This is a genomic window from Microbacterium sp. HMH0099 (genome assembly GCF_049384025.1).
Classification (GTDB): Bacteria; Actinomycetota; Actinomycetes; order Actinomycetales; family Microbacteriaceae; genus Microbacterium.
The window spans coordinates 112893-137344 of the sequence record NZ_JBMRJR010000007.1; the positions used below are offsets into that span (position 1 = coordinate 112893).

General features: G+C 66.2%; 18 protein-coding genes and 2 pseudogenes. 6 read left to right on the forward strand and 14 right to left on the reverse strand.

All coding sequences use genetic code 11. The features are described 5' to 3' along the window. Window positions 1-13: 13 nt before the first annotated feature. Window positions 14-2257, reverse strand: a complete 2244-nt coding sequence (locus ACO03V_RS15695; RefSeq protein WP_423138268.1) for a glycoside hydrolase family 2 protein — start codon at window positions 2255-2257, stop codon at window positions 14-16. A gap of 146 nt (window positions 2258-2403) precedes the next feature. Here ACO03V_RS15695 and ACO03V_RS15700 point away from each other — a divergent pair, with 146 nt between their 5' ends. Next, window positions 2404-3615 carry a helix-turn-helix domain-containing protein gene (locus ACO03V_RS15700; RefSeq protein WP_423138269.1) on the forward strand — a complete coding sequence of 404 codons (1212 nt, stop codon included), beginning with the start codon at window positions 2404-2406 and terminating at the stop codon, window positions 3613-3615. Between the two features lie 46 nt (window positions 3616-3661). Here ACO03V_RS15700 and ACO03V_RS15705 read toward each other — a convergent pair whose 3' ends face one another. The 8 genes from ACO03V_RS15705 to ACO03V_RS15740 all read right to left on the reverse strand — a co-directional run bounded on the left by ACO03V_RS15705 (window position 3662) and on the right by ACO03V_RS15740 (window position 14174). Then, complete coding sequence (locus ACO03V_RS15705; protein WP_423138270.1) at window positions 3662-5158, reverse strand: MFS transporter; 1497 nt, start codon at window positions 5156-5158, stop codon at window positions 3662-3664. Between the two features lie 154 nt (window positions 5159-5312). Then, complete coding sequence (locus ACO03V_RS15710) at window positions 5313-6284, reverse strand: Gfo/Idh/MocA family protein (RefSeq protein WP_423138271.1); 972 nt, start codon at window positions 6282-6284, stop codon at window positions 5313-5315. Between the two features lie 59 nt (window positions 6285-6343). Continuing rightward, window positions 6344-7213: a sugar phosphate isomerase/epimerase family protein gene (locus tag ACO03V_RS15715; RefSeq protein WP_423138272.1), complete on the reverse strand. Its 870-nt coding sequence runs from the start codon at window positions 7211-7213 to the stop codon at window positions 6344-6346. Window positions 7214-7215: 2 nt separating this feature from the next. After that, window positions 7216-8049, reverse strand: a complete 834-nt coding sequence (locus tag ACO03V_RS15720; protein ID WP_423138273.1) for an SDR family NAD(P)-dependent oxidoreductase — start codon at window positions 8047-8049, stop codon at window positions 7216-7218. 88 nt (window positions 8050-8137) lie between these two features. Beyond that, the gene (locus ACO03V_RS15725) at window positions 8138-8935 is read right to left on the reverse strand and encodes an SDR family NAD(P)-dependent oxidoreductase (protein ID WP_423138274.1); all 798 of its coding nucleotides are present in this window, start codon (window positions 8933-8935) and stop codon (window positions 8138-8140) included. Between the two features lie 3 nt (window positions 8936-8938). Continuing rightward, entirely contained in the window at window positions 8939-10168 is a 1230-nt protein-coding gene (locus tag ACO03V_RS15730; protein WP_423138275.1) for a glycoside hydrolase family 1 protein, read from the reverse strand. A gap of 38 nt (window positions 10169-10206) precedes the next feature. Next, a complete protein-coding gene (locus ACO03V_RS15735) occupies window positions 10207-12861 on the reverse strand; it encodes a family 78 glycoside hydrolase catalytic domain (protein ID WP_423138276.1) in 2655 nt (884 codons plus the stop codon). Window positions 12862-12878: 17 nt separating this feature from the next. Continuing rightward, window positions 12879-14174 (reverse strand): MFS transporter, encoded by a 1296-nt coding sequence (locus tag ACO03V_RS15740; protein WP_423138277.1) that lies wholly within the window; start codon window positions 14172-14174, stop codon window positions 12879-12881. A gap of 161 nt (window positions 14175-14335) precedes the next feature. Here ACO03V_RS15740 and ACO03V_RS15745 point away from each other — a divergent pair, with 161 nt between their 5' ends. From ACO03V_RS15745 to ACO03V_RS15755, 3 genes are all read left to right on the forward strand, one after another. Next, on the forward strand, window positions 14336-14980 hold the full coding sequence (locus ACO03V_RS15745) for a TetR/AcrR family transcriptional regulator (protein WP_423138309.1): 645 nt from the start codon (window positions 14336-14338) through the stop codon (window positions 14978-14980). A gap of 890 nt (window positions 14981-15870) precedes the next feature. Beyond that, a complete protein-coding gene (locus ACO03V_RS15750; RefSeq protein WP_423138278.1) occupies window positions 15871-16296 on the forward strand; it encodes a cupin domain-containing protein in 426 nt (141 codons plus the stop codon). Between the two features lie 81 nt (window positions 16297-16377). After that, window positions 16378-16890, forward strand: coding sequence for a B3/4 domain-containing protein (locus tag ACO03V_RS15755; protein ID WP_423138279.1), 513 nt, complete (start codon window positions 16378-16380; stop codon window positions 16888-16890). 653 nt (window positions 16891-17543) lie between these two features. Here ACO03V_RS15755 and ACO03V_RS15760 read toward each other — a convergent pair. Next, on the reverse strand, window positions 17544-17990 hold the full coding sequence (locus tag ACO03V_RS15760; protein ID WP_423138280.1) for a MarR family winged helix-turn-helix transcriptional regulator: 447 nt from the start codon (window positions 17988-17990) through the stop codon (window positions 17544-17546). A gap of 171 nt (window positions 17991-18161) precedes the next feature. Here ACO03V_RS15760 and ACO03V_RS15765 point away from each other — a divergent pair, with 171 nt between their 5' ends. Continuing rightward, window positions 18162-19976 carry a flavin-containing monooxygenase gene (locus ACO03V_RS15765; RefSeq protein WP_423138281.1) on the forward strand — a complete coding sequence of 605 codons (1815 nt, stop codon included), beginning with the start codon at window positions 18162-18164 and terminating at the stop codon, window positions 19974-19976. Further along, window positions 19973-20959: an SMP-30/gluconolactonase/LRE family protein gene (locus tag ACO03V_RS15770; protein ID WP_423138282.1), complete on the forward strand. Its 987-nt coding sequence runs from the start codon at window positions 19973-19975 to the stop codon at window positions 20957-20959. The genes ACO03V_RS15765 and ACO03V_RS15770 overlap by 4 nt, the downstream gene beginning before the upstream one ends. Window positions 20960-21451: 492 nt before the next feature. Here the strand turns inward: ACO03V_RS15770 and ACO03V_RS15775 are convergent, their stop codons facing one another. From ACO03V_RS15775 to ACO03V_RS15790, 4 genes and pseudogenes are all read right to left on the reverse strand, one after another. Further along, entirely contained in the window at window positions 21452-22900 is a 1449-nt protein-coding gene (locus ACO03V_RS15775; protein WP_423138283.1) for an AbfB domain-containing protein, read from the reverse strand. 356 nt (window positions 22901-23256) lie between these two features. Then, window positions 23257-23646, reverse strand: a complete 390-nt coding sequence (locus tag ACO03V_RS15780; RefSeq protein ID WP_423138284.1) for an SDR family oxidoreductase — start codon at window positions 23644-23646, stop codon at window positions 23257-23259. A gap of 20 nt (window positions 23647-23666) precedes the next feature. Continuing rightward, window positions 23667-24017 (reverse strand): annotated as a pseudogene (locus ACO03V_RS15785) (ATP/GTP-binding protein); the annotation flags it as partial. A 217-nt stretch (window positions 24018-24234) separates the two neighbouring features. After that, window positions 24235-24348: pseudogene (locus ACO03V_RS15790) on the reverse strand (hypothetical protein); the annotation flags it as partial. Window positions 24349-24452 lie beyond the last annotated feature (104 nt).

The following is a 24452-nucleotide window of genomic DNA, read 5'->3' on the forward strand; positions in this document are numbered from 1 at the left end:
CCACGAGAACTGCTTACTTCGCGATGAGGTTGAGCTGCGCGTTGAGCGCGGCGACCTGCTCGACAGGCACACTGCCTGCCTGTTTGATGAGCTTCTCCAGGCTCATCCGATCGACGATCGCCTGCATAGCCGGAGGGATCTCGACGCCGCGACCGACTTCGCCTCGGCTTGTCGCGAGTGCTTCGAGCACCGCGCCGATCAGTGGCGCACCCTCCTCCGACTGCTTGATGTCGGCGAGCGTGTCGTTGATCGAGAAGAATCCCTCAGGGGCCGGCAGGGGCGCCTCGTCGAACCAGTTCGCGATGGTGGTGGTGGGCATGATGGATGCCGCGGGCACCTCGTCGACCTTGAGCAGGACGACCGTGTCGGTTTCTTCGCCGGCGCGCGCGGTGATCTCGTGCTCACCTGTCAGCGGCACGTCGAACCGGAACGTCCGAGCGCCCGAGACCGTACCTACTTCGGCACCATCGACGAGCAGCGTCACCTGCGGCTGGTTGGAGTACACCACCACCTCGGTCACGTCTTCGGCGCGCTCGGCACGGCGTCGTCCGGCCACGTGGACAAACGGCTCGGTCGCCCAGGCCGCCTTGTACACGTAGAACGCGTCCTTCTTGAGCGAGCGGTCGAACGTGACGAGACCCTTCTGATTGCGCCCGGCGACGCCGCCCTCGTCCCGACCGGCCGAACCGAAGTCCGCGAGGTTCCACACGTGCGTGGCCCACAGCCACGGCCGTTCCTCGATCATTCCGACCATGTGCTCGTGATACAGCGCCTGGTAGCTCTCGGTGTAGTCCCCCTTGGCGGGATCAGCGGACTGGTACTGCGGGTTGGCATCGGCACCGTACTCCGAGAGTCCGATCGCAATATCGGGGTACGCGGCGTGGAAGTCGTCGAGCCAAATGTCGTTGTCGGGAGCGTCGCCGACATACCAGCCGAAGTAGAGGTTGTATGACATGACGTCGGGCAGGGTGACCAGGGCGTGGTCCGTCTCGAGGAGGAACAGGTTCGCCATGGCCGTCAGCCGCGTCGGATCGAGGCGATGGGCGAGGTCGTCGAGCTCATGGTGGGCAGCCACGACGTCCTCGCCGGAGCCGGCGAGGGTGATCTCGTTCGAAAGACCCCAGCACACGATGCTCGCGTGGTGACGGTTCTGCACGATCAGCTCGGTGAGCTGGTGACGGGCGTTGTCGACCGCACCGGGCAGGAACACCGTGATCTGCGGGATCTCGGCCCAGACCACAAGGCCCACCTCGTCGCACAGATCGTAGAACCGCTGATCGTGCTGGTAGTGAGCGAGCCGAACGGTGGTCGCGCCGATCTCGCGGATCAGGGCGAGGTCGGTCTGCTTCATGTCCTCGGTGATGGCATTGCCGGCGCCCTCGAAGTCCTGGTGTCGAGAGACGCCACGAAGCGGGTACTCCACTCCGTTGAGCAGGAACCCGCGCTGCGGGTCGACCTCGAACTCGCGGCATCCGAATCGCAACTCGACCGCATCGACGACGACATCGTCGTGAAGGAGCTCCGCGCGAGCGGTGTAGAGGTGCGGGTCGCGCATTCCGTGCCAGCGCCGAACCTGCTCGATCGTGAGGTCTGCCTGGGCGGCGCCGTCTGTAACGGGCGCCGAGACGGACGTCTCGCCGTCGATGACGAACCGAACGGATGCCGCGCCGCCGGCAACCCCGGACACGGCGGCGCTCATCGAGACGATGGCCCGCTCTCCTTCGAGCCGGGGCATGACGGTGAGGCCCGGTCCCCCGTCTGTGTCTAGGGCGAAGTGCGTCGCGCCGACGGTGATCTGCCGGACCTCACGGTAGATGCCGCCATAGAAGGTGAAGTCGGCCTGCTGCGGGTACACGGTCTCGTTCGCCGCGTTGTCGACGACGACCACGACGGTCGCGGCATCCTGTACGAGATGATCGGTCACGTTGACACGGAATGTGGAGTACCCGCCGTGGTGACGCGACAGGAGGTGGCCGTCGACGTACACCTCGGCGCTCGAGTTCACCCCGGCGAACTCGAGCCAGGTTTCGATCGCGCCGACGTCGGCGGTCACGCGTCGCGCATAGGTCGAACGGCCACGGCGGTACCCGCCACCGGCGGAGCCGTCCGAGAGATTCCACGTGTGCGGCAGGTCGACGTTCGATCCAGCGGACGCGACCTCGTCCCAGCTCGCGTCCGGCAGCGCTTCGGGGGCGAACGCCCAGCCGTCGAGAATCGGCGTCACCCGGCGGACGGAAGAGCGGGGAGGCTGCGTCATTGTAATCTCCTTCGGCGCACAGCGCACCGGCATGTGCCGGGCATGACCCCACGCTAGGAGCAGTTGAGGATGGATGGTAGAACTGGAAGCGCACGAACAGAACTCACCGCGCAGGAGTGGGGGCGCGCCGACGGATTGAGACGACATTGGCGACGATAACGGCAGATCCGGACATTTTCACCGCCATCGTCAGAGTTCTCACCGACGTGCTGAGCTGTCCGGTGACCGTCACCTCCGACCTCGTGAGCGCACTTGCGTCATTTCAAGATGCCCATTGCCTCAACCCGCAGATCCAACCGGCCTTCACCGCTACCGCTCTTCGCGAGTTCGTTCACGCGATGCCCGCGCAGGTCATCCATGAGGTCGAGGAGCCGCTCGGGATGGCGGTGACTCTGGTGCGCTGGGACGACCGGCTTCTCGTTATCGGCCCGTACACGCACGCGCCGATGTACCCGGGGACAGCCGAAGAGGTGATGAGTCGGCTCGGGATTCCGACCGCCTACCTGTCGCTGTACAAGCTCTACCGCACCCGTTACGCGATCGTCGATGCCGAGTATGTGCACCGCAGCGCCTCTGCGGTGCTGCGTGCGGGTGGTGGTGAGGATGCTGCCGGCACCCTGCAGCACGTGAAGGCGGAGGGGGGTACCATCGCGCCCGGCTTCGGCGACGCGCCGCAATCCGCTTCGTTCGCCGTGATTGAGGAGCGCTATCGCCACGAGCAGGACTTCATGGATGCCGTCGCGGACGGCGCGACCGACCGGGCACTCGCTGCGCTGCAGGGCCTGTCCGGGATGCCGCGCATCAGCGGCTACTTGAACACGCCGTTCCTCGGCGCAACCATCCTTCGGATTATGGCCCGGGTCGCCGCCCAGCGCGGTGGACTGCCGCCGATGACGGTGGACGCGATCTCCCAGGAGTACGCGCAACGGTTGCACCGCGTGGGCCACAGCTCCGATCCGCGACGCGCTCTGGGCTTCATGTCGCAGATGATCACCGATTTCTGCGAGGCGGTCAGACGCCATCGAGTCCGCGGCTACCCGCCTCTGATCCGGCGCGTGACCGACGAGATCGACCTGCACCTGAGCAATCACTCGTCGACCACCGAGCTCGCCGAGCGCCTCGGGGTGTCGACCTCGACGTTGGCGCGGCGTTTCAAGGAGGCCACCGGGACGACGCTCGCCGGGTACGTCGCTCAGCGACGGGCCGAGCGCGCCGCGCGACTGCTCGCCACCACGACTCAGGAGGTACGCGACATCGCGACATTTGTCGGGTATGACGACGCCAACTACTTCGTCAAGGTATTCCGTGCCGAGTATGGAATGACGCCGACGGCGTACCGCGGCCTGCACGGAAACTGACGAGGGGTGCCGACGCGGTCGCGTCGGCACCCCTCGTCGGTGGCCGTCAGGCGAGGGACTCCGCCGGGGCTTCCGCCTTCACCTCAGCCTTGCGGTCCGCGATCCGCTTCTGCACGGCGATCATCTCCCCGCGGTTCAGCTTGTATCCGTGCATTGCGAACAGCGTGCAGACCCAGCCGAGGATCGGCAGGCCGAAGAACAACAGCATCGTCATCAGCAGGATCGCGGTGTTCGGGCTGTCGGTCGGCTGCGGCATCACCGTGGTGAAGCCGATCAGTGCGACGGCTCCCAGGGCGAGGGTCGCACCGAGCGACGAGATGATCTGGTCCACGAAGTTGTACGTTGCCGTGACCGTCGCCGGAAGGAACTTGCCCGAGCGGTCGAGCTCGTAGTCGATGACGTCGGCGCGCATCGCACCCGAGGCCACCGTGACCACCATCGACGCGCCGTTGAGCAGCAGGTACACGAGGAAGAACACGATGGTGAGGGGCAGGCTGCCGAGCACCGAGCGCAAGTCGACGATTAGGCAGAACGCGGCGAGCACGACGGCGAGGATGATGCAGATCCACGTCCACGTCACGGTCGCCGCCTTCGACCCGTGCTTGCCCGTGTAACGCGCACCGAAGATCGCGAACACGATGCCGGGAAGGATCGCGATGAGGCTGAGTGTGGTGCCGAGCTGCATGTTGCCGAGGAGGATGCCCCACATCAAAGTTCCGATCACAGCCTGTGACTTCACGACTTGAGCGAGCTTGTCGGATGCCCCGCTGATCAGGTATCGAAGGAACGCTCCGTTGTGGGCGAGCACGTTCCACATGTCGCGGACCGAGACTTCGGCGTCCTTCTTCGTGACCCCGAGGTGGACGAAGCTTTCCGGCTTGTCGACGCGCGCCACGCCGACACAGGCGAGGATCTGGAAGACGAAGGAGCACGCGACGTAGGTGATGGCGGTCTCACTGAGCATCCCGACCGTGAACTCGTTGCCGTGGCGGGGCAGGAAGACGACGGTCGAAACGATCGTAAAGATCGAGGGGATCAGATAGGCGTACACGGTCGCCCACACCTGGACGGTGGGCCGCTGGCGCGGGTCGTTGGTAAGCACGGGGCCCGACATCTGACCGGCGATATCGTTCATCGAGGAGCCGATGATGTACACGAGGTATAGCGCGATGAAGAAGGCAGCCCCGAGGCCGCCGTTCGATCCCCAGACGAACAGCATGAGGATCGCGAACGATCGAATAGCCCAGCCGGCGAGCATGAAGAAGCGCAGCTTGCCGAATCGGAAGCGGACCTTCTCGATGATGAGGCCGACGAGCGGATCGATCACACCGTCGAACACACGGGTGACGGTGAGGATGATGCCTGCGACGGCCACGGCGATGCCGTAGCCGGCGTTCTGCAGGTAGCTCATGAGGCCGACGAGGACGTAGAAGATCATCGCCGAACCGTTGTTCAGCTGGGAGAAGGCGATCTCCCAGGTGCGGGCTCGACGGTAGGTGACGCCGTCTGCTTCGCTGGCTGTCGGTTTCGGGTTACGCGCCATCGCGTTCACACTCCTTTGGGGATACTCTCACGACCGATGACGGGAGTCGATCCACGTCGCGCGTATGAGACGACCGCAATGCTAGGGTGGCGAATCGGGCAAGAATAGAACTAAATGGTCGCAAACAGAAGCGGTACGGCATCCGTGTGGTGCCTCATACGTCCGAGGCCGCCATTCCCGCCAGTACCGCATCAAGAGTGCGGGTGATGGCGAGCGAGTTCGCGTGCGAATGCCACGGATGCTCGAGGCCTCCGCGACCGATGGCATCGGTGACCGCGGCGAGCATCGGCCCGTAGCCGTTCGCTTGGCGGGGATGCTCGACCACCTCGGGGGCACCGAAGATCCGCTCCACCGAGCCCGCGTGCACGCGTGCGCGCGATCCGGCCCAGAACATTGGATCAATCGTGAGCCACCCGCGCTCGCCCGTGATCGTCGCGGTCAGATCGAGGAAACGAATGCCCGACCATGCCAGCTGGGCAAATCCCGTTTCATACTCGAGGGTTGCGTGACCGTCGACATCGATACCGTCCTCGAACACCCCCGATGCAGCGAGCGCGGTCGGTTCGCCGAGGAACCAGTGCGCGAGGGTGACGGGATAGATGCCACGATCTCGAAGGATGCTGCCGCCCTGCGCCGGAGTGAGGACACGGCCCCGCGCCTGGAACGGTGTTCCGAAGCTACCTCTGACGCTGTGCACCGACCCGAGGAGCCCGTCGCAGATTCGGTCGATCATTTCAACGTAGAGCGGATTGAACCGCATCCACATCGCCTCCATCGCGAAGCGCCCGGCCGTCGCCGCCTCGGTGTACACACGCTCCGCGTCGACCGCGCTCGTGGCGATCGGCTTCTCGATGAGCACGTGCTTGCCTGCGCGGATTGCCCCGACGGCGATGTCGGCGTGCGTGTGCGCCGGGGTGGCGATGTAGACGACGTCGACGTCCGCGTGGGCAAGGAGTTGGTCGAGCGCCGCCGTCGCGAACGGAATGCCGTGGCCTCGAGCGAAGTGATTGGCCCGGTCGGTCGACCTCCCCCACACCGCACCGACGGTCGCGTCCGGCAGCGCGGTGAGGTCGGCCACCACCTTCTCCGAGATGTCTCCGGTACCGATGATCCCCCATGTGAGCATCGTTGCTCCCTTCTGTTCAGCGCCCTCACGTTCTGCAGGTGAGATGGTCGCGGGATCGGTCAGCGAAGGAGGCGCCGCAGCACATGGGCGCTCACCTCTGCGCTGCGCAGGGGGGATCCGTCGATCCAGTTTTTGTGGGTTTCGACGACGACAGCGTCCATATGCAGGGATGCTGCGCGCTCGACGATCGCGTTGACCGCCAGGTTTCCGGCGCCGAGCTCGACGCTGTCGACCTTCACGATGGGGGTCATCGTCGGACCGGTGAAACGCGGTCCGCGATCGGTGATGTGGACCAGACGCACGCGCTCGCCGACCGCGTCCAGCAGCGCGAGCGGATCTGCCCCCGCAGTGGCCGCCCAGAAGCAGTCGAGTTCGAACCCGACGGCATCAGGGTCGGTCAGTTCGATCAGCACGTCGAACGCGGTACGCCCAGAGCTCACGTGTCGAAACTCGGCGGTGTGATTGTGATATAGCAAGCGCATACCGTCGGCGGCGAGAACCCGACCTGCGGCGCTCAGACGCTGCGCCAGCTGAGCGACCGCGCTTTCGTCGCCATAATCGAACCGGTGCATGCCGGTCACCACGATCGTCACGGTGCCGAACTCGGCTGCCCGCGCCACGACTGCGCGAGGTTCGCGTTCGATCGTGCCGAGATCCTCGTGCAGCGCGACGACCGACATCCCCGATTCCGCAACGAGTCGCGGCCAGGCCAACCGCCCGCCGCGCCCGACCGGCATGCCCGCGACCTTCGTGAGCGCACGCACGAAGAGCGGTGTCGGACGGGTCATGAAGCCGTTGAGCTCGATCCCCTCGAACCCCGCCGAAGCCAGACGCGCGAGCGTGTCGCGGGTCTGGTCTTCGGTGGAAGTCACTCGGCCGATCTGAATCTGCTGGATCGCGCGCAGCGGCCGCCGAGAGGGGCCGTGCATTCTCAGAGCGTCTCGCCAGCGTCAGCCATGAGAGTGCTACCCGTCATGATCATCGACAGGTCGCTCGCAGCGAACAGCACGACGCGGGCGATGTCGTCAGGGGTTCCCATCCGGCCGATCAGGCTCTTGGCCATGACGTCGAGCGGGGGCATCTCGATCCCGGCCGCGGCGGCCGCCTCGGCGCCGGCCTTCGCTGCGGCGAGGTTGCCCTCGGTCGGGACGAAACTGGGCGCCACACCGAGCACGCGGATGCCGAGCGGGGCGAGGTCGACCGCGAGGGATTTGGTCATACCGAGCGCCGCGTGCTTCGAGCCGACGTAGGCGGCCATACCTGGGAATGCGACCTGCACCCCCGCTGTGGAGACGATGTTCACGATGACCCCGCCTGCGCCGCCGGCGGACATGCGCTTGGCGGCTTCGCGTGCGCCGAGGAATACGCCGCGCGCGTTGACCGCGAACGTGGCGTCCCACATCTCGTCGGGCATCATTGTCACGGGGGCGTTCGGGAAGATGCCGGCGTTGTTCACCCACACGTCGATGCCGCCGAGTTCGGCGACGGCGAGGTCCGCCGCGGCGGCGATGGATGCGGCATCGGCGACGTCGGCGCGGGTGCTCGCGACGCGGACCCTGTAGCGGTCAGATAGTTCCGCGGCCGCAGCCTTCGCGGCATCGGCGTTGAGGTCGATTAGCAGGAGGTCGGCGCCGGCTTCGGCGAGTCTCAACGCGATGGCCTTGCCCAGGCCCTGCGCTGCGCCGGTGACGACGGCACGGCGACCGCCCAGCGAGAGGAGATCGGAGATCGGGCGGTCTGAGACGTCGGCGAACGGGAAGGACATGAGTGCTCCTTTGCATGCTGAAACTCAGCGGGTGTGGTCTGGATGGTCGGGGGTGGGGTGCTGACGCGTGCGTCAGCACCCCACGGGTTCACTCGAGCAGGGCACCCATCTGCTTGGCGATGAGGGTGGTGGCCCGCTTGGGGCTGAGGCGCGAGAGCTTGTCCATAGCGGAGGCGTCGCTTCCGATGGTCGCGCGGTATTTGCCCTTGACCACGGCGTCGACGATGACCGCTGCTGCAGCAGCAGGCGGGGTCGTCTTGTATGCGGGTGCGTCCTGCGAACCGTCCGACAGCGCGACCCCCGAGTTTGCGGCGATGTCGGTGCCGATTGCGCCGGGGAAGATGACACTCACGGTGACGGACGTGTCGAGCAGTTCCGCGTAGAGAGCCTCGGTGAGCACCTTCACTGCCGCCTTGGATGCGCCGTAGACGGCCTGACCAGGGACCGGGGCGTAGGCGCCCATGCTGGAGACGTTCACCAGAGCGGCTTGCGGACGCGAGGTCAGGACGGGGAGGAACGCCTTGACCATGTTCATGGTTCCCCAGAAGTTCACGTTCATGACCTTCTCGATCTCCGAGTAGGGCAGGTCGGCGACCTTCACGAACTTTTGAATGACGCCGGCGACGTTGATCACTGCGTCGGCCGACCCGTGCACCGCTTCAACAGCCGCCGGGAGCGCCTCGACGGCATCCCGGTCGGTGATGTTCACGACGTGGGACGAGAACCGGGCGCCCGCGTTCGCGGTTGCCGCCGTCTTGTCGAGGCCGTCCTTGTTCAGGTCGGCGCCGGCCACGGACGCGCCGGCTGCGAGGAGCTGAAGCGTCACCTCGCGGCCGATGCCGTTGCCGGCACCGGTGACGACGAAGGTCTTGCCCGAGATCTTCACGGGTCAGGCCTCTGTCGACAAGGCGTTGCGCCGGGCGACCTCGCCGAGCCACACGAGGCTGGGCTTCGGAGTGCGCTCGAAGGTGTCGCGGTCGACCGCGATGAGTCCGAATGTGGGCTCCCAGTGACCCCACTCGAAGTTGTCGAGGAGTGTCCAGTGCAGGTACCCGCGCACGTCGATGCCATCGGCAATTGTGCCGAGCAGGCCCTGGAGTGCCTCGCCGGTGTAGCGGATGCGCTGGGTGTCGTCCGCGGTGGCGATGCCGTTCTCGGTGATCACGATCGGCGTGTGGTCGCTGATCTCCCACGCATGACGCACGGCCATCGCGAGCGAGTCAGGGCGATAGGCCGTGCCGACGAGGGTGTTGTCGGGGTGCGGCGGATGCGGCACGAGTCCGTTCGCGTCGACCTGCTGCGAGCTGTAGGCCTGCACGCCGACGAAGTCGTCACCGCGGCTGCCCTCCCAGTACACGTCCTCCTTGCCGTAGCGGATCTCGAGCAGCTTTTCCTCGCCACCCGGCGCTGCGGTGAGTGCGCCCGCCGCGATCGTCCAACCGACCTTCGCCTGGGTGCGGGCGCGGACGATCGCCCGGGCGGCGTGATGGATGCGAGTGAATATGCGGCCAATTTCGGGGTCGGCGTACGTGAGGAACTCGCTGTGCGATTTCTCCTTCAGATCGTCGCCGGTGTTCTCGACGGTGGGGCTTGTCCAGTCGCCGCCGGACGCGGCCAGGTGGCGCATGGCCGTCATGATCGCGGCCTGCATGTTGGGCTCGTTCATGGTGGCGACCCACTCGACGCCATCCAGTATCGTGCACGCCTGTTCGACGTAGGCGCAGAACAGTTCCTGTGCCTCGGGGCCGTCCCAGCCGCCGAGCGCGGCGAACCACTGGGGCGTGGTGAAGTGCTGCAGCGTCACGACAGGGGTCACGCCCTTTTCGAAGCAGAACTCGATCATGCGCCGGTAGTGCGCAAGTTCCGCCTTCGAGAAGTGTCCGCGCACAGGTTCGATGCGTGACCACTCCAAGCTGAACCGGTAAGACGTGAGTCCGGCGTCTGCCAGAAGCTGAATGTCCTCGCGATAGCGGTGGTAGCTGTCCACAGCGTCGCCGGACAGTGCCATGCCCGGCATCATCTGCTCCCGCGCCCACCAATCGCTGTTGACGTTGTTGCCCTCGATCTGGTGGCCGGCGGTCGCGGCACCCCAGAGGAAGCCGTCGGGGAATCTCGTCATTGTCGTTCTCTCTTTCGCGTCGATGCGTCGGATGCGCGTCACCGGGTGGCGACGGCGAGGGGGGATGCCGGAAGCCCGGCGGTCTGATCGAAACGGCCCTGCTCGGCGATGTGCGTCTCACCGCCCGGGAACACGATGCGGGCGGTGGTGCCGGCCGGGATGTCGGCCGTGATGCGGATGCTGTCACCGTCAATCCGCCACTCCACGGCGATCTCGCCCTGCGGGCCGTCGTGGGTGCCGCGGGCCCACGTCATGCCGGGCGCGGGCACCGGGGTGATCGTGATCTTCTCCCACGCCACCGAGTTGGCGTCCTGACGGAGCCCAAGGGTGTGGGTGTGGAGGAAGCGGATGACGGCGCCCTTGCTGTAGTGATTCAGCGAGTCGTGGGCGACACCGTGCTCGTCGATGCCTTCCCAGTCCTCCCAGATCGTCGTTGCGCCGCGGTCGATCATGTACAGCCAAGATGGTGCCGTACGTTGACCGAGCAGCGCGTACGCGACGTCGGCACGTCCGGCGTCTGCGAGCACGGGCAGCAGGTCACCGGTTGCGAGGAAGCCGGTCGCGAGGTGCATGTCCTTGTCTTCGATCAGTTCGACCAGCCGCTGCACCACAGCGGAGCGCAGGACGGTGGGCACGAGGCCGAACGACAGTGCGCGGACGTAGGCCGCCTGGGTGTCGGCCGCGGTGGTGCCGTCGCTGTTCAGATAGGCCTGGCGCCACGCATCGGCGACCTTCTCGGCGGTGTCTGCGTAGTGCGCAGCATCCGCTTCCCGTCCGAGGATCTCCGCGACGCGAGCGAGCGTCGTGGTCGACCGGTGCAGGTAGGCGGTGCCGACCTCGCCTTTATCTGCCATGAACCAGGCCATCGGGTTGTGCTTGATGGGGTCGATGCGGTTGCCCTCGGCATCCCGTTCCCGCGGCTCGGTCCACTCGCCCCAGTGGAACGTGCCGTCCCAGAGGTATTGCTCGAACTGCTCGGGCTCGGGCGACGTCTGCACGCGTGCGTGGTGTCGTGTCGTGCGCGCTTTCTCGAGCGCCCACTCCACCCAGCGCACCATGGCGTCGTAGTTCTCCTCGAGCACCGCGCGGTCGCCGTACGAGACGTACATTTCCCACGGCACGGAGACGATCGCGTCGCCCCATCCCGATGACCCGGTCATCATGGCGAACTGGTCGTCGAGGTGATGTTTGATGCGTCGACCGTCGGGTGAGAAGTTGGCGATGCGGCCGTCGTCAAGTTGGTCGTCGCGGACGGACTGCAGCCACTTGCGGGTGAATCCGAGCACGTCGTACAGGCGGGTCGCTGTCGGCGCGAACACCTGGTAATCACCGCTCCACGCGAGGCGCTCGCGTGTCGGGCAGTCGGTGGGCACGTCGACGGCGTTGCCGCGGAAGCTCCAGTCGGCGATCTCGTGCAGACGGTTGAGGTCCGGGTCGCTGCTCTCGAACGAGCCCGCGCGCTTCAGATCGCTGTGCACGATCTGCATGGCAATGGATGCCGCATCCACGGGCGCTCCCGCACGGGTAATGCGTGCGTACTGGAAGCCGTGCACCGTGTGTCGCGGCTCGAACACCTCACCGGCGGCTCCCGCCACGACTTCGTCGCGCTGCACGAAGGCCTTCCGACCCTCTGGTCGCTCGGAATCGAGGTGGGCGGTGGACAGGTCGCCCGAGGCATCTACGTACTCGCCGTATTCGATCACCGTACGGGTGCCCGGGGCACCGAGATCGGTGAGGCGCACCCGGCCGGAGGCGTTTTGGCCAAAGTCGATGACGCTGACGCCATCCGCGATGTGCGCGACGGAGACGGGAGCGCGCGATTCGAGCACGCGCACGGGCGGCGCCGGCGACCACGAGATCGCCGGCGCGTCGATCACCGCGCCGACACGCACCGCGGTCGGGTCACCAGGCTTCGCGGTGAAGTCGGTCGTCTGGCCCGCCATGAGGTCGGCACGGGTTATGGTCGACAGGGCGCTCGTCCAGCTGCCGTTAGTCACGATCAGCTGCGTCGTCCCGTCGGCGAGCCGCACATGCAGCTCAGCCCGCACCCCCAGGGTGGTGCCCCAGCCCGCGGGCAGCCGAAAGGCTCCGACCTGGCCGCGATACCAGCCGTCGGACAGTTCGATCTCGAAGCGGTTCTCCCCCGCTTCGAGGAGCGCGGTGACGTCGTGGGCTTGCGCGTAGAGCGTGCGGTCGTACGAGGTCGAGCCGGGAGCAAGCTCATCGCGGCCCACGCGGCGTCCATTTACGGTCGCCGTGTAGATGCCGAGCGCCGTCGCGTACAGACGAGCCGACACGGCTTCCGCTTCTAGGGTGAATGTCGCCGCGAGGACGTGCGCGGGGCGCTTCCCATAGCCGGCATCCCCGGCTTCGACCGGCGAGATCCACTCGGCCGTCCAGTCGGCGTCGAGCAACCCCGCCTCGAACTCCCCGGGGTCTGACCACGCAGCATCTTTTCCGCTACGCACTCTCCACGACACACGACTGCCGCTGAGCAAGGGCGCGAACGGCCATTCGACAAACCGGTGACCGGCAACCTCCGCCGTGACTGGGGCCTCGCCGTCGATGGATGCCTCAACGACGTGAGTTTCGGAGCCGTCGCTCGTGAACGACAGCCGAGGACGTGGGCCGGTGACGATGAACTCGTCTCCTCCGCTATCGACGAAGAGGGCGCGAGGACTCTGATGCGACATGGTGGACTCCCTCCGCCTCAGCGGACCGACTTGACCTTGAGCAGGATGATGAGTCCGCCGACGAGGGCGAAGACGGCACCGGTGAGGTATAGCAGCGTGTAATTCTTCGCATCGCCGACCGCGCCGATCGTGATCACGACACCCGCGATGAGCGGGGCGACGGCGCTGGGGATCTTCTGCGCGAACTGAATCACCGCCATGTAGCGGCCCGCCTGATCGCGCTCGGGAATGACCGCATAGACGATCGCCTGGTTCACGGTAGCGAACACCGCGATGGCCAGCTGCATAAGGACCGCCCCGACGATGATCTGCGGCAGTGACCACGCGGTTGCCTCCGCGACGGCGCCGACGACGAACAGGAGTGAGCCGATCATGACGAAGAGACGACGGCGCTGCAGCTTGTCGGAGAGGAAACCTCCGAGGATTGCGCCGGTGGCAGCGGCGAGCACGCCGATCATGCCGACGGTGGCGACAATTCCTGCGACCTCCCGGACCGGAAGGTCGAGGCGCTGGGCGTAGAAGAAGGTGCCGAACGTCGTGTTGAAGTACAGGCCGATGAAGAACACGAAGCGGCCGAGCCAGTTCCACGCGAAGTCGGGGTATTTGCGCACGTTAAAGCCGTAGCTGGTCACGACAGACTTCACCGTAACGTGGCCCCCGGCAGGAAGGTTCTTCGACGAGCCCTCGGGTTTGATTAGGGGGAACAAGGCGAGCATCAGCGCACCGATGGCACCGGGCACGACGAAGATCAGCAGCGTGCTGGACGACACCGCATACGCGACGCCGATTCCGAGCACGGGTGCGATCTGGGTCATGAGCCCGGTGAGCGCCGAGACCTTTCCACGCTGAGCCTCCGGAAGCTTGTCAGCCTGAACCGTCTGCAGCGCGGCACCTGCGATCGACCACCCGGTCATTCCGAGTACCCAGCCGACACCGACGATCAACAGGTTCGGCGCGAGACCGATCACGACGAGGCCGGCAAGACCCATCACGGTGCCGAGGTAGAGGAACGGCGTGCGCCGCCCGAAGCGCGAGCGGGTGCGGTCACTCCAGATCCCGATGAGCGGGCTCACGACCAGGTACACCAGCTGAGCCGAGCCCGTGATGTAGCCCAACACCTCTTCATGGCCGGGAGCCAGCTCGGTCATGCGCACCGCGATGCCGTACGACAACGGAACCATCATCGCCATCGAAGCGCCAAAACTGGCGAGCATGAGCCAAAAGATGTAGCTCCGGCTCATGGGCTGCAAAGGTTCGGATCCGGATCCGCTGGGAGCGGACTCCTGCTGCAGCTCCGAGAGGTTGTTGGTCACAGTGACTCCTTCATCGTGTGATCCGATCCCGCGGCTACGCGTGAGCGCGAGCGTGTTGCGGCCCGCCGAAATGTGACCGGCATGGTTATCTTTGCTGAAGAGTAACCACCCTGGTTACGATTAGCAAGTAACCGATGGGATGGAAGATTGGGAGGGTGGAGATGAATGGCACGGACGCCCCCGTGACGGTGCCACTCAGCGCAAATCCGCGTCGCCGTGGGCCCTACGCCTCAACCCCCGCGCGACGCGCTCAGATCGTGAGGGCGGCGTTGGCGAGCATCGCCGAGCACGGCTACGAACGTGCGTCGCTCCGTGACATCGCCGCGCGCGCCGACGTCACGCACGCTGCGTTGCTGCGCCACTTCACCGACAAGGGCGAGCTCCTTGTCGCGGCGCTCGCTCAGCGCGACGCCGACGACGAAGAGTTCGCTCGACGCATCATGGAGTCGCAAGTCCCCGCCGAGCAGGTGCTGTCCGCCGTACTTAGGAACGAATTCTCACACCCAGAACAAGGACGCAACTGGCTGGCTATCACGGTCGCAGCGACCAATCCCCAGCATCCCGCCCACGAGTTCTTCGTCGCGCGGCGCGACCGGATGCGATCACATCTCTGCAGCCGACGTTTCGGCACTGACGAGGACGGCGAAGAACTCAGCGCCGACGACAAGGTTACGATGCTCGCGGCGATGATCGATGGCCTGCGCATCCAGGCGCTGATGGATCCAAGCCATGACGTCCTGCCGCTACTCGAGGTGTTCATGCGGATGATTGCGACGCCGAGCGTGGGACCCGAGCCATCTACATGATCCCCGGTTGGCTCGGGTTTGAGCGAAAGACATTGGGGTTCCGGGCAAGAACGTTGGTCGAATCTCGTTCGGCGCGCTGTTAGCTCCATTCGTCAGCCTCACTGGCTCCCCTGCCGGCGCGGGGTCCCCGCGCCACTGCGGTACATCCTTTCCACGCACCACCTCGAGCACTCCTCCGCGATGTCGGGCCCCTATTGTCCATACGAAACGTTCGAGGGGCTCGCGCAGCGGTTCAGCAATTGATTGTCGGGTAGCAGGCGCGCGAAGCCATCACGGGCCGGGCAGTTTGGAATCGGTCCACCCCCTCGGTGTGTGCTGCAGGTGCGTCCGGTGCTGCGCGACAAGTGCTCGAGCGGCTTGGGCCGCTCCGACGCTGGCGTACGACGGGCTCGTCCGGGCCGTGGAGGCACAAATTGCTGAGCCCCGCACCAGGGGGAGATCTGCCCTGGACGCTCACGTTGCGCAATCCCTCCTGGGCAGGCGGAGTTAGCGTGAAGGTAAACAATGACGGGAGTTCCGCAAACCCCGGCACGGTCAACATCCGGCGTGCGTGCAGCGCGGGGGGACATCGTCGGGCTGAACTTGCCGATCGGCCCACAGCTTTGGTCCGCTCAGAAGAAGAGGGCCCGCCGATTCCGACGGGCCCGCAAGGGCCGCGGATGGACGCTTGATCAGCTCGCAGGGTTCGCGACGGTGAGTCGCCGTATGCTCGTCAACGTCGAGGGGGTGCGGTGAACCCAAGCGTGGGTACCCTGTTGCGGCTCTCGGCTGCGCTCGGGGTTGGGCTTCCGGCCCTGGCGGAGCCTCCGACCCCGCGCCGGGCGAGGCTCATCCGCAACGGGCAGGGTGCTGTCCTGTGGTCTGGCGACGCGGGTGGCCGAGGCGTGCTGGTGGCGGGCACCGAGACGCCGGATGTAGTCGAGTTGTGGGACTGGACGCTCGCCCCGGGTGAGCGTCAAGACGGTGAGGCACACAGCGACGGCACCCGCGAACTCCTGCACGTCCAAGAGGGAACGGTCACGGTCGAAGTCGACGGCGACCGCTACGACCTCGCCCCCGGCGATGCGCTGTCATTCCACGGCGATACTTCCCATTCGTATGTGAACTCGACCGATGCTTCTGCCCGGTTCTCGCTGACGGTGTTCGAGCCGGGCGTGGGGGCCGCACACCGAACGGAGACCCCCGATGCCAGACACCCTCACCCCCAAACAGTTCCTAGATGCATGCACCGTGGCGCCTGCAGTGTTCGAGATGCGCCCGGACTACCGCGCTCTCCTCGTCGTCGTGGATGGCCTCGCTCCGGCCGCGTCCGGTGAGGGCGACACCACGGTCGATGCGCTCATCACTCGTGCTTTGGCCCATGCGCTTGACCTCCGGGCAGAGTCTTCCTGGATGAGTTGCCGCATATCGCGTCATGGCGTGAGGCGTACCGGGGGTTCGGGGCGAGGCCTCAACGCACCCGCAACAGCCTCGAAGCCATGACCCGCCGAGCCGAGAACGGTCTGCCGCGCGTGAACGCGCTCACGGATGTCTACAATGCGATCTCCGTGCTGCACCAGATCCCTCTCGGCGGGGAAGACTTCAACCGCTACGACGGGCCTGCGCGTCTGCTCGGCGCCACGGGCGAGGAGCCGTTCGACACGACCGCGAACGGAAAGACGGTGATCGAGCATCCCGAACCCGGAGAGGTCGTCTGGGGCGACGAGGTCGGGGTGACGTGCCGCAGGTGGAACTGGCGGCAAGGCCGCCGCACCGGACTCACCGATACGACTCGGACGGCGTTGTTCATTCTCGACGCCCTCGCCCCGGTCACCGACGCCGAACTGCACGCGACCGGTGACGCACTTGCCGAGGCGTTGACGGGCGTGGGCGCAGACGTGCAGGTGTCTCGTCGCCTGGTGAGCGCATGACCCCAGGGACGTAGATCGACAGGGATTCCGCCGTGGTCGATTGCGGTCGCGGCGACGCTGGCGTGCTCATATGAGTAGAGCAGCGCAAATTGCTCCCGCGGCACGGCCTCCACCTTGACGCGACCCTCCACTGCATCAAAAGGACTTCAATGGGCCAGCTGTTTTATGGCACTGACCACAGCCCCTCTACATAGATGACCGGCTTCTCAACTATCTTCAGGTCGTCATCGCGACGAAGATACGGCGCGGGGAATGGTTCACGATGACTTGGACTCCCGCGGCCGGGGTCGACACCGGCCGCGTGACCCTGTGGTTGCAGCCAGCCATTCAAATGCGCTTCTCCCACTTGTCTCCGAGGGCTCGGCAGGCCACCTCGATGCCGGCACGAGCGTCGCCTCGGCCGCTGTCGCCGCTGTGCTCGCAAACTTGGCCATCAGCAGCGCCGGCGGTTCCGTGCCCTCCGGGTCGAGCTTTGCCCTTGCCCTGCTTTTCGGACTCGCCGCTGCTGTGTTCTGCGCAGCCATCGCCGTGTTCATTCCCAGCCCTCGGACCGTTGTGGGTGAAGAACCGGCACTGCCTGATGGGGTGGTGCCGAAGGTGACCGCGGCCCGCTGAACCTGGAGCTGAGACCTCACGGATGCGACAGTGCCCGGTCAGTCGTGGGTTGTACGCAACTCCCGGCTGATGGCGCGCAGTCCGGTCTCAAGGGCCTGGAGTTCGTCGAGGGAGAGCCGTGAGAGCACATCTTCGCCGAGTTCGGGGCGGGCAGCCATCAGCTCGCGGACGACGGCGCGGCCGAGATCGGTTGCATGGATGCGGCGGACGCGCTGGTCGGCCCGGTCGGTTTCACGGAGGACCAGGCCGCTGGCGGCGAGGCGGTCGATGAGCTTCGACATTGACGGCATCGAGACGGTGAAGCTTTGCGCGAGGCCCGCGCCCGTCGCTCCCTCCTCGGTCGTGACGATGACCGAGAGGGCTTTCAGCTGCTGGATCGTGAGGTCGGTGGTCAGCAGTGGTGCCAGCACGCGGGGGATCGACCGAATGGTGATCGCGATCGACAGGCGCTCGATGTCCGAGAGGGCGCGGGCGCGGGAGTCCATGCCACCACCGTAGGACTCGGCGTATCCCCAGGACAATTACTTAGTTATAGGCTAACCTTTGGGCGAGTAAGAACCGATCCGGAGTCGTGTCGGCGCCCGCGGGGGAATCCCGCCGACGTCCCATTCCGGGCTCCGTCATTGCGCCGATGCGCGTGACGAGAGCGAGCACGCATGGCCGACAGCATCCTCACCACCGCAGACGAGCACCGCCTCGATGCCGTACGCCGGAAGTACCGCGCCGAGCGCGACCGTCGCGCGCGGCCCGATGCCGCGTCGCAGTACCGCCGTGTGGTGGGGGAGTTCGGCTACTACGCGAAGGACCCCTACACCGAGCGCGTAGAGCGCGAGCCGGTGACCGACCGGGTCGAGGCTCTCGTGATCGGGGCTGGCTTCGGCGGGCTGCTCACCGCGTCGCGGTTGCGCGAGACGGGCGTCGAGTCGCTGCGCTTGATGGACGAGGCGGGCGACGTGGGCGGCACCTGGTACTGGAATCGTTACCCGGGGGTGCGATGCGATGTCGAGTCGTCGGTCTACCTCCCGCTACTGGAGGAGGTCGGCACGATCCCGTCCGAACGGTATGCGCCGGGCGAGGAGATTCGTCGGCACGCGGTCGCGATCGCCGAGCGCTACGGGCTCTACCGTGACACCCTCTTCCAGACCCGAGCGACCGCGCTGAGCTGGGACGAGAACGCGGAGGAGTGGCTCGTCGAGACCGACCGCGGCGACGCCTTCCGCGCTCGCTTCGTCGTGACCTCCTCCGGCACCCTCACCCAGCCGAAACTGCCGGGCATCCCGGGCATCGAGACCTTCCGCGGCCATACCTTCCACACCTCGCGCTGGGACTACGGCTACACCGGAGGCACGCCCGACGGCGGGCTGAAGGGCCTCGCGGACAAGCGTGTCGCCGTCGTCGGCACCGGCGCCACCGGTCTGCAGGTGATCCCGCACGTCGGCGAGGACGCCCGCGAGCTAATTGTCTTCCAGCGCACGCCCTCCACGGTCGACGTCCGCGACAACCGGCCGACGGACCTCGAGTGGGTCGCGTCACTGCGCCCGGGCTGGCAGCGCGAGCGGATGGAGAACTTCCTCGCTGTCCTTGCCGGCGAACCGGTCGACGAGTCGCTGGTGCAGGACGGCTGGACGAAGACCGTCGAGCTGCAGCGCCAGATCCTCTCGGGCGCCGTCGACACGTCACTCCCGCGGGAGGAGCGCGAGCGGCGCGACGAGCTGGCTGACCTCGACACGATGGACCGCCTCCGCGCCCGCGTCGACTCCGTCGTCCAGGATCCCGCGACCGCCGCGGCGCTCAAGCCCTGGTACCGGTACATGTGCAAGCGCCCGGGCTTCAGCGACACCTACCTTCCCACCTTCAACCGCCCGAACGTACGGCTCGTGGACACGGCGGACACTGGCGGCATCACCCGGATGACCGAGACCGAGGTCGTCGTCGGCGACACCGCCTACGAGGTCGACTGCGTCATCTTCGCCACCGGCTTCGAGGTCGGGATCTCCGGCGTCATGTCCGGCACCCTGCCCGTCGTAGGCCGCGACGGGCGGACGCTGCTCGAGGCGTGGGGGAAAGGACCGCGGACGCTGCACGGCTTCTCCTCGCACGGCTTCCCGAACCTTTTCCACCTCAGCGGCATCCAGAACGCCAACTCGGTCAACTTCGCACACATCCTGCTCGAGCAGGCCGAGCACATCGCCGCCGTCATCGCCCGCGGCCGCGCGGTCGGCGCCCGCTATCTCGAGCCCTCCGCCGAAGCCGAGGAGGCCTGGGTGCGCACCGTGCAAGAGACGGCCGCGGACACCACGGCGTTCCAGGCCGAGTGCACGCCCGGCTATTACAACGGCGAGGGCACCCGCGCCATCGGAGGAGCGACCTACAGCCCCGGCCCGATCGCGTTCCACCGCCTGCTGCGCGCCTGGCGCGAGGACGGAATGGGCGACGTGCTCGTCGGCGCGAGCGTCGGAGCCTCCCGATGAGGCGGCGAACAATCGCCCTCCCGGTGCTGTTCGCCGGAGCGCTCGCAGGCTGCACGGGCGCCGGCGACCCCTCGTCGACTGCGTCGATCGTCGCCGCCGAGCGAGTGCTGCAGGTCACCGAGGTACACGAGACGACCGGCATGACCCTGCTCGAAGGGCCGACCTTCGGCCCCGACGGCAGCCTCTACGTCGTCGACGTCACGGCACCTCCCGGCGCGGGCAAAGTGCTCCGGATCGACCTTGACGACGAGAGAGTCGAGCCGGTGTGGACCGACGCCGCCTCCGCGCTCACCTCAGCGCAGTTCCACCCCGAGGACGGGCGACTTTACGTCACCGACTTCCTCAGCGGATCAATCCGCAGCATGACCGCCGAGGGCGAGGACGTCCGCGACGTCCTCACCGGATCGGTCGACGGCGTCCCGATGCAGCCGGACGACGTCGCGTTCGGTGCGGACGGCGCCCTCTACGTCACTGACGCGGCCGGTGCGCAGGACCCGTATTGGGAGGCGTCGGGCCGCGTCGTCCGCGTAGAGCCAGCGACCGGTGCGGCGACCGTGCTGGCGGGCAAGCTGCCCTCGCCCAACGGTATCGCCTTCTCGCCCGACCACGGCGAGCTGTGGGTCAGCCTGAACACCGGCAACCGTATCGACCGGCTCACCCTCACCGAGGACGGCGCCGAGGTCGCGACCGCGTTCCCCGCGATCCACGCATCCCCGGGCGTCGGCCAGGTCGACTCGATCGCGGTTGACGCCGACGGCAACCTCTACGTCGGCCTGCACAGCCGCCCCGAGATCCTCATTTACAACACCTCTGGCACTCTGCTGCAGACGGTGACGGTACCGGAGGGAATCGGTGCCGGACTCAGCTCCGCGACCAACGTCGCCATCGCGCCGGGCACGAACCAGGCATACGCCACCATTAGCGGCGCGGACGGCGGCTTCGTCTACCGCTTCGCCGCACTCGCAGACGGAGTAGCGCAGTAACGCCTCGCCGCCGACGATCGGCGTCCTCGTCTCCGTGCTGGAGCGAGGACGCCGGTCAGCCGGGTCGAAGCGGCCAACCGTGATGCGGCTGTGCCGCGGGCCCGATCAGCACCCCTTCGGCCACGCCGCCCTCATCGACCGAGTCCACGCGAATCCAGAGGTCGGTGCCCGCGTTCAGTCCGCCGAGTTCAACGCTAGTCCCGTCGAGCACCGCACGGCTGCGGTAGGCGCTCGGGTTGCGTTCCGTAGCGGACGACGTAGCTCTGCGTACGGTCGGCGGGTGACCAATAAACTGATATAACGTAAATTTTCGGCGAGTCCGCCTTGGCGCTGGATACTGTCTTCCATCCCGCCTTCGGTCGCCGCGCCCGGTCAAGCAATGGTCGCGTTTGCCAAGACCGTCGCTGGCCCGAGCGGTGGCGCCAAACGAGCGTCGGGGAAATCACCCCGCCGTCTACCACAGGGCGACGGCGGGATGCTGTCTGTCAGGCGTCAATAGCCCACCCGGAATGTCGCGTCGTCGCGTCCCACCGAGTCAGTAATTGGATCAATCCTCAGTTCGAAGCCAGAGTGACGCAGGTACCGGTCGGGAAAGTTGACGGAGCGGAACGACGACCATCCTGCGTTGGCGAGGCCCTGCTCGCGATAGAAGGTCGCGTCTGCGCGGAACCCTGCTGACCCGTCGTTCGGCGCGAGGACTACCTTGAATCCCGTGTGGCGGAGGAACTGACCGGGGAAGTTGACAGATTCAAACGACACGCCCGCGCTGTCGGAGAGACCCGGTCGGACCCTCCACTGTGAGTCCTGATAAGGGTCGAGGGGGATGGTGTCGATGCGGCCCTGCCCGCCGATGTGGCGGACGTACCGGTCGGGGAAGTTCCACGACTTGAGGCGGTTCGTGTTCGTCCCACCCCACCGGTTCAGCAGGCCGCTCTTTTCCGCCGCGGTGACCGTGACGATTGTGTTGTGCTTCCCCAGGACCGGTGCCGTGTACACACGATCACTGAGCTGCGACCAGGTTCCGGTCGCGATGTCGCCCTGCCAGGCGTAGAACCGGGCATTCGGGCAGAAGTTGTCACCCCACAAGTACCAGCTGTTACTCGTGAGAGACTTGACCAGGGTCGGCGCCTCCGTGCAGTTCAGGCCGACACCGTCCGTGTATTTGACGAAGCTCCCCGGATCTAGGGTCCGAGAGCGTAGCCCGGCGAGCTTCCCCGTGCCGTACTCCTTGATGTATAGGTAGTTCCACCCGTCGACGTTCGCGACAAGATGCGTGTCGATCGTGCTTTGAGTCCCGGCATCGTAGAAAAGGGTGGGCGCGGACGCAGTGACGAAGTCGTTGGTATACGACACCATGTTCACTAGGCGCGTTGACCCGTTGATGGTGCGCTCGGTGGAGTAGAGAATTCCGTAGGTGTTACGACCGGCGTCCCAGTAAACCGATGGTGCCCAGCTGAAGGATGCGTTGTTGACCGTGAGCATTCGCTCAGCCGACCAGTTGACTAGGTCGGGCGAGGTCCAGACGTGAATCTGATTGTTTGGTGCGGTCTCGCAGATGTCGGTGGCTACGAGGAGCCACTGACCGTTCTGCAGGCGGTAAAGGAATGGGTCTCGGATCCCGCCGGTCCCCAGAGTTGGGTCGACGATGCCCTCGTTGTCGTTTAACGGTGTCCACTCCAATGCGTCATCACTAACCGCGAAGTGCACGTTGTCGTCGTTGGCGAGCCCCTGCGGGGACTCGGTGAAGTAGGCCATCGCGTACGCGGAGTCGCCGGTGGCCGCGGCGGCGGGGGCCACGGCACCAATCTGTACCGTCAGCGTCGCGAGAGCGAGGGCAGCGAGGGAGGTGGCGAGACGTCGGCGACCCATGTGATCACCGAATCGTCGGAGTAGCGTCATTGAGACTCCTAAGAGAGAACGGCTCATTGTGAGGGCTAACATTTTCGAACGGTATATGAGCGGTTGCCAGGGGCCGCAAGCTGCGGGCCTCCGTTTCACGTGTTGACCGGTGGCCCATAGCTCGACGTGCGCCCATCTCGTCACTGATGAGCTCACCGAAGAGCCATTTCACCACCGCGACGAGCGCACCACTCGGTATGACACCGCAGCGGAGCTTGCGGACTCGGATCTGGTAACCGGCTCGCGGACGTCAATGCCAAATGGCGTCGAGTCACTCGCGGCACAGTGGCCCGCCAATAACCGGCGCGCAGACAGCTGCTCAACTCTTACGATTTTGGCTCAGATGACTTCGAAGTTCGACCGGACCCCAGCAGCATTACTCTCACGTATTTAACGCCTCAAATTGTCTCGCCGGCGTTGGCGAGCAGCGTGCTTCCCGTCATGATCATCGAGAGGTCGCTCACGCAGACCACGCGCGCGATGTCATCCGGCGTTCCGAGCCGTCCGATCAGACTCTGCGTCATGGCCTGGGGCGCGGTGGACGGGTCGCCGGTCTCTCCCGCGCGATGCGTCATCGCGGCGGCCGCCGCCGCGATGTTCCCCCTCCGTCGAATATACGAGGGGACGACGCCGTGCACGCAGATCCCCCGCGGCGCTAATTCCAGTGCGAGCTGTTTGGTGAGACCCCGGACGGCGTGCTTGGGGGAAACATACGCCGACAGCCGCGGCGCCACGTCGCGGAAGCCCGCCGTCGAGACGATGTTCGCGACGACCCCTCCGTCGGTCATCGTCCGCGCGGCCGCTCGAGCCCCGTTGCGCACATGCCGGCGCGCTCGACGAAGCCCTTCGCCTTCAGACGGTCCTTCTCCGAGAGGGCGCTCAGGTCGGCCATGGTGTGCGAACTCATTGCCGTGCCGACACCCACCTGACGGTTGAGTCGGGTGAGGAAGTCCACGCGGTCGACGATGCCTTTACCGGCGCGGAGGGCACGCCACAGCTTGTCTATGATGACGAAGTAGTGCCGACGCGGTTCCAGGCCAGCGTCTGCGAGGACGTTGGCGATATTCACCGTCGCGAAGCCGTTCGACCAGCATGCGAGCAGCGTCGCCGCACGCAGATCGCCCGCAGCCTCACCGATCGCGGAAATGTCGTAGACCACGTGGTCTGGATGGCTGCTCCTGCAGCCAGGGGTGTCACGTCAGTCCTCGCTGAAGACCGCTGTCACCGCCTCGGTCACAACTCCGATGGTCGAAAGGCGATCGTCGGTGGTCTCGAGCGCCTTCACGCAAAGCGTCGAGTGCTCCATCAGAGCCTCCCCAGACGATGTCGACCTTCGAGGGGAAATAGCGATGGAGTGTTAGCCCGCTGATCCCGGCTTCGATAGTGATGTCGGACTTTGTGGCCGAGTCATAGCCGCGGTCGAGCAGGATCTCGGCCGCCGGTCTCGGACGGCTCAAGCCCTTCCAGGACATCATGCCAACGATCACCATCGCTAATCAGCTCGCCGCGTCGAGCACCTTCCTGCTGAGCGAGGACTCTGTGAACATCAGGGGTGCGGTGCTCGCCTCCGACGGCGGATGGTCGGTGCAGTAGC